At 68.1% G+C, this 12,477-nt stretch carries 9 protein-coding genes; 7 read left to right on the top strand and 2 right to left on the bottom strand.

All coding sequences use genetic code 11. The features are described from left to right. Window positions 1-84 precede the first annotated feature (84 nt). A complete protein-coding gene (locus DI276_RS17395; protein ID WP_112264530.1) occupies window positions 85-777 on the bottom strand; it encodes a glycoside hydrolase family 12 protein in 693 nt (230 codons plus the stop codon). Between the two features lie 262 nt (window positions 778-1,039). Here DI276_RS17395 and DI276_RS17400 point away from each other — a divergent pair, with 262 nt between their 5' ends. Both DI276_RS17400 and DI276_RS17405 read left to right on the top strand, forming a co-directional pair. Further along, entirely contained in the window at window positions 1,040-2,041 is a 1,002-nt protein-coding gene (locus DI276_RS17400; RefSeq protein WP_112264532.1) for a LacI family DNA-binding transcriptional regulator, read from the top strand. Window positions 2,042-2,215: 174 nt separating this feature from the next. Then, on the top strand, window positions 2,216-3,067 hold the full coding sequence (locus tag DI276_RS17405) for a cellulose binding domain-containing protein (RefSeq protein WP_157984765.1): 852 nt from the start codon (window positions 2,216-2,218) through the stop codon (window positions 3,065-3,067). 17 nt (window positions 3,068-3,084) lie between these two features. Here DI276_RS17405 and DI276_RS17410 read toward each other — a convergent pair whose 3' ends face one another. Beyond that, complete coding sequence (locus DI276_RS17410; RefSeq protein ID WP_112264588.1) at window positions 3,085-4,521, bottom strand: RICIN domain-containing protein; 1,437 nt, start codon at window positions 4,519-4,521, stop codon at window positions 3,085-3,087. A 250-nt stretch (window positions 4,522-4,771) separates the two neighbouring features. Between DI276_RS17410 and DI276_RS17415 the strand changes: the two genes are divergently transcribed. From DI276_RS17415 to DI276_RS50950, 5 genes are all read left to right on the top strand, one after another. Further along, window positions 4,772-5,512: a FadR/GntR family transcriptional regulator gene (locus DI276_RS17415; RefSeq protein ID WP_112264536.1), complete on the top strand. Its 741-nt coding sequence runs from the start codon at window positions 4,772-4,774 to the stop codon at window positions 5,510-5,512. 471 nt (window positions 5,513-5,983) lie between these two features. Continuing rightward, window positions 5,984-9,724 (top strand): glycoside hydrolase family 2 TIM barrel-domain containing protein, encoded by a 3,741-nt coding sequence (locus DI276_RS17420; RefSeq protein WP_112264538.1) that lies wholly within the window; start codon window positions 5,984-5,986, stop codon window positions 9,722-9,724. Window positions 9,725-9,872: 148 nt separating this feature from the next. Then, window positions 9,873-10,553: a haloacid dehalogenase type II gene (locus DI276_RS17425; RefSeq protein WP_112264540.1), complete on the top strand. Its 681-nt coding sequence runs from the start codon at window positions 9,873-9,875 to the stop codon at window positions 10,551-10,553. Between the two features lie 36 nt (window positions 10,554-10,589). Then, window positions 10,590-11,864, top strand: a complete 1,275-nt coding sequence (locus DI276_RS17430; RefSeq protein ID WP_112264542.1) for an NAD(P)/FAD-dependent oxidoreductase — start codon at window positions 10,590-10,592, stop codon at window positions 11,862-11,864. Between the two features lie 55 nt (window positions 11,865-11,919). After that, on the top strand, window positions 11,920-12,477 hold a 558-nt coding region (locus tag DI276_RS50950), incomplete at its 3' end, for a transporter substrate-binding domain-containing protein (protein ID WP_198680712.1).

Here is a 12,477-nt window from a genome sequence, read left to right on the forward strand (position 1 = left end):
CTCTCGTCGTAGGTGATCACCTCCACCTTGCCCGACGAACGGCGCCGCCCGCCGGTGACCCCGGCGGACGGCGTGCCCAAAACGTCAGCCGCCCGAGACGGAGAAGCTGTTGGTGTTGAAGTTCAGGCCACCACTGGACGACGTGATCTCGTAGCCGAACTGCACCGCGCCCACCGTGACGTCACCGAACCAGCCGCGGGCGCGGATCCAGTTCATCACCGCCTTGATGTCCACGGTGCCGGACCCGGTGTTGGACGTGCGCACGAACGAGAACACCGCGTTGTGCCCGTTGGAGCCGCGGTGGACGTTCCAGGTGTGGCCGCCCACGGTCGCGGTGGCCTCCTGGGGGCCGATCGGGCCGACGGGGCCGACCTTGTTCATCCACAGCATGATCTCGTAGGCGTTGTTGTCGGCCCAGATGTCGTAGGCGGTCGTGTAGGCACCGGCGTTCGGGTAGGAGACGTTGAAGCTGCTGGACAGGCTGCCGATCGAGCTCAGCCTGCGGTTCACCATCTTCTCCGCGTGCGGGTACGACTTGATCCCGCCGGTGTTCGGGTGGTTCGCCCAGACACCCCAGTTGCTGTAGGAGTTCGCCCAGACCGTCTGCGGGCCGTAGCCGTTGCCCCAGATGTTGTTGCGCACCGTGTAGCCGCCGTTCGACCAGGTACCCCACCTGTCGGAGGAGCTCCACGCCGCGGCCTGCGCCGGACCGGTTCCCAGCGAGACCGTCAGCACGGCCGCCATCGCGAGAATCAGCGCACGAACGAACCTGTTCATTGCACACCCTTTCCGCACGTCGTTGAACGGAATCCGCGCCGCCCGGCGTCGAAGCGGTTCGCCTGATGAAGCTGACAGTGAAGCTAACATCGAACAAATCGAATGCAACAGGGCCCGGAATTCGACGCATTTGCCGCCGAAGTATCGAAATCGAAACGCTTCAACGAGCCCGTGCCCTGACCAGGCTCATCTGGCCGTACTCTCAGGCACCCCGCGCGCACTACGATGATCGCCACCTGCAGGCGCGACGCGAGGGGCGGGCATGATCACAATCAAGGAGGTCGCCCGCCACGCCGGCGTGTCGATGAGCACCGTGTCGTACGTGCTCAGCGGAAAACGCAGCATCTCGGGCGAGACCAGACGCCGCGTCGAGCAGAGCATCGCCGCACTCGGCTATCACCCCAACGCCGGTGCGCGTGCGCTCGCCTCCAGCAAATCGCAGGTGCTCGGCCTGGTCGTACCGCTGCGCTCCGGCGTGAACATGCCGGTGATCATGCAGTTCGTGGCGTCGATCGTGAGTGCCGCGCGCGACTACGACTACGACGTGCTGCTGCTGACCAAGGAGGCCGGCCCCGGCGAGGCCCACCGGGTCACCGCCAGGTCCATGGCGGACGCGATCATCCTGATGGACGTGGAGAGCGACGACCTGCGCATCCCCGAACTGCGCACGGTCGAGGCGCCGGTGGTCCTGCTCGGCATGCCCGACGACCACGAGGGACTGAGCTGCGTCGACCTCGACTTCGCCACGGCCGGCCGGCAGATGGCGGGTCACCTCGCCGATCGCGGGCACCGTTCGATCGCGCTGATCGGCTCGCCGCCCGCCGTGTACGAACGCGGCACCAGCTACGCCGCCCGGCTGCTGGAGGGGTTCCGCAGCGAGGCCGCCAAACGGGACGTGCGCGCCTCGGTGCACCCGTGCGCCCCCGGCTACGACGCGGTCGCGAAGTGCCTGGACCAGGCGCTCGCTCCCGAGCACGGCACCACCGGACTGGTCGTGCACAACGAGGCCGTCCTCGGCCCGCTGCTGCTCGAACTGCGGCGCCGGTCGCTCGACGTGCCCGCCGACCTGTCGGTGATCACGCTGTGCCCGGACGACGTGGCGGAGAGCCTGCCCGTTCCCCTCACCTCCATCGCCGTGCCGGCGCAGGAGCTCGGGACGATCGCCGTCGAGATGGTGATGGCCCGCCTGACGGAGGAGCACGCGCCGGAGGTCCGGTTGCTCCAGCCCCGGCTCACCGATCGCGGCAGCACCTCGCGCCGCTGACAACGATTTCCCCTCGGCGTTCGACTGCATTCGATTCGAACGGCGTCGAATGCCGCCCCGTGACGTTTACGCGAAAGTGCTTCCGCATTGCTCCGCGGCGTCGTAGCCTGCCGAAACCAAGATCAGCCGTTCGGCCGTACACCTCTTGGTTCGATCGCCGCCGCCGGGGGAACGATGAGACGTGCAAGACCCGTCAGCTGGTTGGTGGCCGCAGTCGTCGTGGTGGCCAGTGCCGCGAGCTCGTGCGCCGGCGACGACCGGCCACCGCAGGTACCTCCGACGACGTCAACTCCCGAGGTCCCGATCATCGAACCTCCCGCCCAGACGGAGCCCGTCACCGTCCAACGCGTCACCGACGTGCGAACGGTGCAGCTCTCCGACGGCGCGGACATGACCGTCAAAGGCCTTGCCGCACCGGACGGGTGCTGGGCCGAAGCCGCCACCGCGTTCGCCAAGACCATGCTGCTCGAGAAGCCGGTGGAACCCACGTCGGCGGGATCGCTGCGGCTCGCGGACGGCACCGACTACGCGCTGCTCGCCGTCGAGCTCGGCATGGTCCGCAGCGAAACGGCCGACGACCGCGCGCTGCAGGAGGCCGAGCGGACCGCCTCGGCCAAGAAGCTCGGCCGCTGGGGACCACCCTGCGTGCAGCCGGCCAACCCCACCCCGGCGCCGCCGACGCCCGCTCCTGCACCGAAACCGGTCACCGGCTGCTCCGTCGACTACCGCGTCACGCACACCTGGCCGGGCGGGTTCCGCACCGACCTCACCATCCGCAACACCGGCGACGCCGAGATCACCGGCTGGACGTTGCAGTGGAAGTTCGCCAACGGGCAGAAGGTGTCGGAGATGTGGAACGCGACGCTGAAGCAGTCCGGCCAGGACATCTCCGCGACCGCCATGCCGTACAACCAGACGATCGCCAAGGGCGAGTCGCAGCTGATGGGGTTCACCGGCACCAGCACGGGCACCAACACCGCCCCGAACGCCTTCAGCCTCAACGGACACGCCTGCAAGCTCGGCTGACCCTCGGCTGACGCGGCTCAGCCGGCCGCGACGATCCGCCACTGCTGGTTGACGCTGTTGCTGTCGCCCCACTGACCGAGGTTCGCGGACGTCGACGTGCGGCCCATGCCGTCCAGGTACAGGCCGGTGGCGCGGTTGCGGATGCGCACGTCGTTGCCCCTGCTCTTGCCGGTCACGACCATCCACTGCTGGCTCGTGGCCCCGCTGCCGGCGCGCTGGCCCACGTCGGTGCCGTTGGCCGTGCTCCCGAGACCGTCGAGGTACAGGCCGGTGACCACGTTCTTGAGCCGTACGTGGGAGCCGGTGTTCTCGACGAGCCACCGCTGGCTCGTGCTGGTGCCGCCGGTGCCCTGGCCTGCCGGCGCGGCGGTGGTCCTGCCCAGGCCGTCGACGTACCAGCCGGTGCCGATGTTGCGGATCTCGACCGCGGTGCTGCCGCCGTCGCCGACGCCCCACGCGTACCGCAACTGCTGCAGGCCGGACGGATTCACCAGTGACAGCGCGATGTTCGCTCCGGTACCCGTCTTGCTCGTCATGCTGTACCAGTCGCCGTCGCGCAGGCCGGGCCAGTACACGCTGCCCATCCCGAGGCTGCGCAGTTTCGCGCTCACGCCCCGGACGTAGTCGGCCATGTACGACCCGCTCGGGATGCTGTAGTCGATCGCGTCGAAGTACACGCCGTTCTTGGTGCCCGGCCCCATGGCACCGCCCCACTCGGTGGCGATCGTGCGACTGGCGTGGTTGCCGATGTAGCTCGCGATGTGGTTCGCCCACTCGGTTTCGCTCTCGTAGCCGGCGAAGAACGAGTAGTCGTGCACCGCGAGCAGCGTGCCGTTCAGCCTGCTGTCGTTGCCGACCGCCGGCACGTTCTGGGCGAGGCCGGCGCCGTCGAGGATCACCCTGCCGCGCGGCACGGTCGAGTACCTGTTGAGCCAGCCGAAGTACATGTTGTTGAGGTCGGTCGTGCTGTAGCCGTGCGGCTCGTTGATGACCTCGAAGTAGGCGTTCGGGTGTCCGCCGTACTTCGCGATGACCTTGTCCCACATCTGGTTGAACGCGGTCATGTTCGGCGGCCTGCCACCGGTGTGCGCCCAGTACGCGAAGATGACGTTGCCCTTGCCGAGCGCGGTGTCGATGGCGCCGGTGTAGGTGCCCCAGTAGTTCGCCACGGTCGGCTCGTTGACCGGGATCCGCACCGTGTTGGCGCCGGTGATCGAGTACAGCTGGCCGACCACGCGGTCCGCGACGGCGGCCGCCGACGAGTAGGTGTCCGACGCGGTGAGCCCGGACGGGTAGAGCACGCCGTTGACGAAGTTGTCCCGCTGGTCGGCCCAGTTCACGCCCCGGAACTGGGCGGTGGAGGCCTGTGCCGGCTGCGCGGTGCCGGTGATCAGTCCGGCGACGAGCAACACCGGGGCCATGAACGCGGTAAGCGCTTTCCATCGACGACTCATCGGATGCTCCACTACAGTGTGTCGCTCATCGTGACCGGTCGAACGCGGGCCGTGCCCGGCGGTTCATGAGAGCAGCCGGGCAAAGCGGGCGTCAAGCAGATGAGCATGCTTATCCGCCAGTTCGCCCACCGGCCTGATCACCGTCCTGGACAGGTTCGATTCGGCGTTCGATGGTTTGTCCTGCTCGTTCGACGCGCATGTATCCTGGTTCGACGGACGCAAAAGTCGTACTCATGAAGGAGCCGCCTCGGTGGATGCCGAAGCCGCGTACGCGCCGCCCGCCGGCTACCGGCCGGGCTACGAACTCGTCGCCGAGCGGATCCTGCAGCTCATCGCCGAACTCGAACTGCGCCCCGGCGACCGCATGCCGACCGAGAACGAGCTGGCCGGCCGGATGGGGACCAGCCGGACCGTCGTGCGGGAAGCGGTGAAGATCCTCTCGGCGCTCGGCAGGGTGCGCGCGCACAAGGGCCGCGGCCTCTACGTGGCCGACGACGAGGGCATGCTCGGATCGTCGCGGTGGGGCGGTTTCTTCCTGCCCACCGACCTCGATCACGTCTACATGCTCTTCGAGTTCCGCCGGGTCCAGGAGACCGCGGCGGCCCGGTACGCCGCGACTCGCGCGACCCCGGCCGAGCTGCGCGCCATCGAGGTCGCCGCGGACCTGTGCGCGGAAGGCCACGTCACGGAGCAGGCGCCGCTGTTCGACCGCGGCGACGACGACTTCCACCTGGCCATCGCCACCGCCTCGCACAACCAGTTCCTGGTCGCGGCGGTGCGCGAGGCCCGTCGCCTGCAACGCCAGTCCAACATCATCGGCCTGCACGGTTCCGTCGGCGACCACGCCGCGGAGGCGGTGCAGGAGCACGCCGCGATCTACCGGGCCATCCGCGACGGCGACGAGGACGCGGCCGCCGCAGCCGCCGCCGTGCACGTCGACCGGACCCTCGAGGACTACCGCCGGGAGATCCAGCGCCGCGTCTTCGGCTGATCTGGACCGCTCTTCCGGATGTGTGCTACAACCTTCCGGGTGCTCGGTGTGATGTGTCGCACACGTGCCGGAATGCCGTGAGCGCGAAATCTCTGACTGTCCACTGAGGACCAACCGTGGTGCCGCACCGCCGCTGGCACACCGGGCGTACCCGCACGGCCGGCGTGCCCCCACGCCGGAGAGCTCGGATGAACTCGCCTTCACGAAATGAGGGTTGCGATGTTCAGGAGTCCACCCCTGCGACGGCGGCGCAGATCGACGCCGGTCGCCCAGCGGCACCTCGGCGAATCCGCCGAACCAGACGCCGTGCTCGTCCGACGGCAACTACAGCAAGAAGCAGGCGTGCACCGCAGTGCTCGACGCGCCGAACGGCAGCGGCAGTGGTGGCGGCAGTGGAGTGCTGCGTGCCGTGGTCACCACCACCTCCCCACGCAAACCAACTCCCCCCGCTGACCGGCTAGGAGACGTACGTTGTCCAGCACACCAGACGCGCCTCAGCCGGCCCGCCGACGCATCATCCGCCGGCGCACGCTGCTCGGCAGCGGGCTGGCAGCGCTGGCCGCTCCCGCACTCGGCAGGCCTGCGACGGCAGAAACCACTGCCGCACCAGGAGAAGTCAAAGCCGCGGCCTGGGTCGACCCGCCCAACGGCTACCCCGAGTGGAACAACAACATCGCCTACTTCCAGGTCAACTCCCAGCCGGCGCACGCCACGTTCATGCCGTACGCCGACCTCCAGCAGGCGCTGGCCGGTGACCGCACGAACTCGCCGTTCCGGCTCGACCTGACCGGCACCTGGAAGTTCAAGCACGTCAACCGGCACGCGGACCGCGACCAGAACTTCTGGCGCACCGACTACAACGACACCACCTGGGCCAACCTCCCGGTGCCGTCGAGCTGGCAGCTGCACGGCTACGACAACCCGATCTACGTCAACGTGACGTATCCGTGGTGGGGCAACAACGGCCAGAACGAGAACACGCAGCCACCGTTCGCGCCGTCACGAGTCAGCCCGGTCGGTCAGTACCGCAGGACGTTCACGCTGCCGCCCACGTGGCAGGGGCGCCGGGTGCAGATCCACTTCGAGGGCGTCAAAGCCGGGTTCTACCTGTGGGTCAACGGCACGAAGGTCGGGTACCGCGAAGGCTCGTACACGCCGTCCGAGTTCGACATCACCGACCACGTCCGCGCGGGGTCGAACCTGCTCGCGGTCGAGGTCTTCAAGTTCCCGGACGGGGACTGGCTCGAGGACCAGGACATGATCCGGCTGTCCGGGATCTTCCGGCCGGTCTGGCTCTACTCGCTCCCGCCCGCGCACCTGCGCGACTTCACGATCACCACGCCGTTGCGGGACAACTACATGAACGCGGATCTCGCGCTGGCGGTGGTCGTGCGCAACAGCGGCGGCCAGCAGCCGGGCACGTTCACCGTGGAAACCCAGCTGTACGACCACAACCGCCAGCCCGTGTGGCCGGAACCGTTGCGGATCCCGGTGAACTCACCGGCGCCGGGTCAGGAGACGACCGCGCGCGGCTCGAAGGCGGTGCAGGGACCGCGACTCTGGTCGGCCGAGCACCCCAACCTCTACACCGCGGTGCTCACGTTGCGCGACCCGGCGGGCGCGGTGACCCAGACGGTGTCGGCACGGGTCGGCTTCCGCGAGTTCGCCCTCAAGAACGGCCTCATGCGGATCAACGGCCAGCCGGTGTCGTTGCGCGGCACCAACCGCCACGAGATGGACCCGGACCGCGGGACAGCGCTGACCCGCGCGGACCAGATCCGCGACCTCACAGTGATGAAGCAGCTCAACATCAACTCGGTGCGCACGTCGCACTACCCCAACAACACCGTGTTCTACGAACTGTGCGACGAGTACGGCATCTACGTCGTGGACGAGGTCAACCTGGAGACGCACGGCATCCGGGACAACTACCCGGCTTCGCGGTCGGACTGGACCTCGAACGTCCTCGACCGCGCCGCCCAGATGGTGGGCCGCGACAAGAACCACCCGTCGGTGATCATGTGGTCGCTCGGCAACGAGGCGGGCGGCGGCAGCAACTTCGTGACGATGCGCAACTGGATCCGGGCCGCCGACCCCACCCGCATCATCCAGTACGAGGGCGACAACCGCCCCGAGGTGAGCGACATCCGCTCCGCCATGTACGAAAGCCCCGCCGGGGTGCAGAACCGGGCGCGCAACACCTCGGACAGCCGGCCGTACGTGATGATCGAGTACACCCACTGCATGGGCAACTCCGGCGGCAACCTCAAGGAGTACTGGGACATCATCCGCGCCAACCCGATCCTGCAGGGCGGCTGGATCTGGGACTTCGTCGACCAGGCCCTGACCTGGAAGTCCTCCACCGGCGCGACGTTCCTCGCCTACGGCGGCGACTGGGGAGACAACCCGAACGACGGCGCCTTCTCCGGCGACGGCATCGTCACGCCCGACCGGCGGATCAGCGGCAAGGGCGTCGAGGTCAAGCAGGTCTACCAGGCGATCAACGCCGCGAACGCCGGTGCCGCCGGAGCCGTCCGGATCACCAACGAGTACCTGTTCACCAACGTCAACGAGTTCGTCGGCACCTGGGCGCTGCTCGCCGACGGCGCGGTCGTCCAAAGTGGAGAGCTCACGTCCGCGCAGCTCGACATCGCGCCCCTGTCGAACAAGACGGTGCAGGTGCCGGTCGAGCGTCCGGCCAACCCGGCGCCCGGTGAGGAGCACTTCCTGCAGCTGTCGTTCAAGCTGCGGACGGCAACGCCTTGGGCCGCAGCGGGATTCGAGGTGGCCAAGCAACAGCTGCCGGTCAACTTCAGCAGCCCGCCGATCGTGCCGACGCCGGTCACGTCGGTGCCGGCGGTGACCGTGACCGAGACCGGCGACCGGTTCACCGTCACCGGCCAGGACTTCAGCGTGGTCGTCGCGAAGGCCACGGGCCTGATCATCTCCTACGACGCGATGGGCATGCGGCTGCTGAACTCGGGCCCGATGCCCAACTTCTGGCGCGCGCCCACCGACAACGACGTCGGCAACGGCCACCCGAACCGCAACGGCACGTGGCGCAACGCCGGCTCGAACCGGACGATCTCGCGCGTGGCCCTCGACCGCCCGTCCGACCGCGCGGCGCGGATCACCGTCAGCGGCACGTTGCCGACCAGCACCGCGTCGACGTTCTCGACGACGTACACCATCTACGGCAACGGCGAGATCAAGGTCGACAACTTCCTGCACCCGGGATCGTCGAGCCTGCCCTACATCCCCGAGGTCGGCACGATGCTGTTCCTGCCGGGCGAGCTCTCCCAGCTCCGCTACTACGGCCGTGGCCCGCACGAGAACCAGTGGGACCGCAAGACCGGTTCGGACGTCGGCCTGTACTCCTCGACCGTCGCCGAGCAGTGGACCGGCTACCTCCGGCCGCAGGAGAACGGCAACAAGACCGACGTCCGCTGGGTCGCCCTGGTCAACGGCAGTGGCCGCGGCCTGCTCGCGTCCGCCGAACCGCTGCTGGAGGTGAACGCGTCCTACTTCACCCCCGAGGACCTCTCGAAGGGCGTCCGGCACGACTACCAGCTGACCCGGCGGCAGGACGTGGTGCTGCGGCTCAACCTGCGGCAGACCGGCGTGGGCGGCAACGACAGCTGGGGTGCGCACCCGCTCGACACCTACAAGCTGTTCCCCAACCGCGACTACAGCTACACGTACCGCCTGAAGCCACTGCCCGATGTCGGCCAGGCACTCGCGTTGTCCCGCAAGCCGGTCGGCACGGCGGGCGGCGGCACCGGTCCGGTGCAACCGGGCATCGACTACCGGCTCGTCGCCCAGCACAGCAACAAGATGGTCGACATCAACGGTGCGTCCACCTCGGCCGGTGCCACGGCGATCCAGTGGTCCGGCACGGGAGGGCTGAACCAGGTGTTCGACTTCCTCGACTCCGGTGCCGGCCACTACCGGATCCGCGCCCGGCACAGCGGTCTCGTGCTCCAGGTCGCGAGCTCCAGCACCGGCGCCGACATCACCCAGCAGGCCGACACCAACTCGCCCGCTCAGCAGTGGCAGGTCGTCGACCAGGGGCTCGGCGTGGTCAGCCTGGTGAACCGGCAGAGCGGCCTGGCCATGGACGTGTGGGAGCAGTCGACCGCCGACGGTGCCCGCATCTCGCAGTGGACGGTGGGCAGCGGCACGAACCAGCGGTTCCTGCTGCAGCGGCTCTGAGAGGGAGACGAGGCGTGCTGCCCGCCATCGCGCGGGCAGCACGTCGTCATCCGGAACGATGCAGATGAGATGACCACAACCACCGCCGTTGACAGCCACCTAGAGATGGTCGACAATCGACAAACGACGGTCGAACAGAGGAGGACCAGTGGAGTTCGAGAGCAAGCCGAAGTTCGTCGCGTTCGACATGAACGGGACGCTGATCCACTTCCGCATCAACGACGTGATCCGCCAGGTCCTGGGCGACCGGCTCCCGGCCGAGATCGCCGAGAAGTTCCGGCTGACGGGCAACGAGTTCCGGTACGACGAGACCCTGGGCGACTACAAGCCGTTTCACCAGATCATCGCCAACTCGCTGGAGCGCACCCTGCGCCACTTCGGCCTGGAGTACCGCGCCGGTGACGCTGAGGCGGTGTACGAACAGATCCCCACGTTCACGCCCTACCCCGGTGTCACCGAGGCCCTGAACCGCCTGGCCGAGGAGATTCCGCTGGTCATCGTGACGAACACCGACGACGTCCACGCGCCGAGCCTCGTGGAGAACCTCAAGGCCCCGTTCGAGGTCGTCATCACCGCCGAGCAGATGGGCTGCTACAAGCCGCGGCTGCACGCGTGGGAGTACACGCTGGACAAGCTCGGCGCGACGCCCGACGAGATCGCGTGGGTCTCGGCGAGCCCGAAGTACGACCTCCGCTCCGCGACGGTCATGGGCTTCGACAAGAAGGTGTACATGGACCGCGGCTTCGAGCCGGATCACCCGTGGCTCGGCTGCAGGCGGATCACCGACATCGCCGACCTGCCCGTCCTCTTCGGCCTGCCCCGCCCTTGATGCGTTGACGACTGATCGCGAGGCAGGAGAGCACCGATGAAGTTCACCCCGTACTGGCTCGACACCGCCCCGAAGGGCCCTGACCGGTCGCGCACCGACATCGGCGGCCACGTCGACGTCGCGATCGTCGGAGCGGGTCTCACCGGTCTGTCAACGGCTTTGCACCTGGCCCGCAAGGGCGTCAACGCGCACGTCTTCGAGAAGGAGACGGTGGGTTGGGGCGCGTCTGGCCGCAACGGCGGTATGGCCACGACTGGACTGTCGATCGGCTTCCGCGACGCGGTCGGCCGCTATGGGCTCGACACCGCGAAGGCGTACCTCCTGGCCTACCACGACGCGGTCGACACGGTGGAGAAGCTCGTCGGCGACGAGGGCATCGACTGCGACTTCGCCCGCACCGGCAAGCTGAACCTCGCGTCCAAGCCCGCTCACCTCGACGGCATGCGCGAGACGACCGAGATGCTGGCCGGGCTCGGCTTCGACCACCGCCTGGTGAGCAGGAACGAGCTCCGTGCGGAGATCGGCTCCGACCGGTTCCACGGTGCGGTGACCGACACCAAGAGCTCGGGGCTGCACGTCGGCAAGTTCACGAAGGGACTCGCCGAGGCGGCCGTGCGGGCAGGCGCCACGATCCACGAGAAGGCGCCGGTCGAGCAGTTCCGGCGGCTGGGCGGCACCAAACACGAGCTGGTCACCGCGCGCGGCACCGTCCGGGCCGACCAGGTCCTCGTCGCGACCAGCGGCTACACCGGCCGGCCGTTCCGCTGGCAGCAGGTCAGGATCGCGCCCGTCGGCAGCTTCATCATCGTGACCGAGCCGCTGGGCGAGGACGTCTGCGACGAGCTGCTGCCGACCAGGCGGATGGCGTCGACGTCGAAGAACCTGTTGAACTACTTCAGGATCACCCCGGACCACCGGTTGCTGTTCGGCGGTCGCGCCCGGTTCACCATGTCCAACCCGCAGTCGGACGAGAAGTGCGGGCGCATCCTGCAAAAGTCGATGGTCGAGGTCTTCCCGCAGCTCGCGAACGCGCGAGTGGACTACTGCTGGGGCGGCCTGGTCGACATGAGCATGGACCGCATGGTGCACGCCGGTGAGCGCGACGGGTTGTTCTACTCGCTGGGCTACTCCGGTCACGGCGTCCAGATGGCCACCCACATGGGTCAGCAGATGGCCGAGCACCTGACCGGGACGATGAGCGCGAACCCTTGGCGCGACTTGAAGTTCACCCGCATCCCCGGGCACTTCGGACCGCCCTGGTTCCTGCCTTTCGCAGGCGCCTACTACAAGTTCAAGGACCTCATGAAGTAAGCGGGCCGCCGCCTCGTCCCGCACCACGTTCCCAGTCTGAAGAAGGACGGCCACCATGCGAGTCACCACACCACTGCGTGCCGCGTTCGCCGCGACGTCCCTGACACTCGCGCTGGTCGCGTGCGGGTCGGTCGACGCCACTCAGCCCAAGGAGTCCGATCAGGTCGAGCACACCGACGACATCTCGGCGGGCGTGCAGCCGGATCCGGCGGCGGTGAAGCTGTTGCCCGAAGCGGTGAAGGCCAAGGGCCGGATCTCGGTGGCGATGGACCTGTCGAGTCCACCGACCACGTTCATGGCGACGGACAACAAGACGCCGATCGGGTTCAACCCGGACATGGCGCGACTCATCGCGGCCAAGCTCGGGGTGAAGCTGCAGATCGACAACGTCAAGTTCGACACCATCATCCCCGGCCTGCAGGGCAACAGGTTCGACTTCACCGCGACCACCATGGGCGCCACCGAGGAACGCCTCAAGGTGCTCGACATGATCAACTACTTCCAGAACGGCACCGGCGTCGCGGTCCCCAAGGGCAACCCGCAGAAGCTGGCTGTCCACGAACTGTGCGGCCGCCGCGTCGGCGTGCAGTCCGGCACCACGGCGGAGATCAAG

Source organism: Lentzea terrae (assembly GCF_003265345.1).
In the GTDB taxonomy this organism is placed as follows: domain Bacteria; phylum Actinomycetota; class Actinomycetes; order Mycobacteriales; family Pseudonocardiaceae; genus Lentzea; species Lentzea terrae.

Excerpts from the sequence above, each read along its gene's own strand:
- DI276_RS17395 (WP_112264530.1), bottom strand. The coding sequence starts at position 777 with ATGAACAGGTTCGTTCGTGCGCTGATTCTCGCGATGGCGGCCGTGCTG.
- DI276_RS17400 (WP_112264532.1), top strand. The coding sequence starts at position 1,040 with ATGATCACAATCAAGGAGGTCGCCCGCCACGCCGGCGTGTCGATGAGC.
- DI276_RS17405 (WP_157984765.1), top strand. The coding sequence starts at position 2,216 with ATGAGACGTGCAAGACCCGTCAGCTGGTTGGTGGCCGCAGTCGTCGTG.
- DI276_RS17410 (WP_112264588.1), bottom strand. The coding sequence starts at position 4,521 with ATGAGTCGTCGATGGAAAGCGCTTACCGCGTTCATGGCCCCGGTGTTG.
- DI276_RS17430 (WP_112264542.1), top strand. The coding sequence starts at position 10,590 with ATGAAGTTCACCCCGTACTGGCTCGACACCGCCCCGAAGGGCCCTGAC.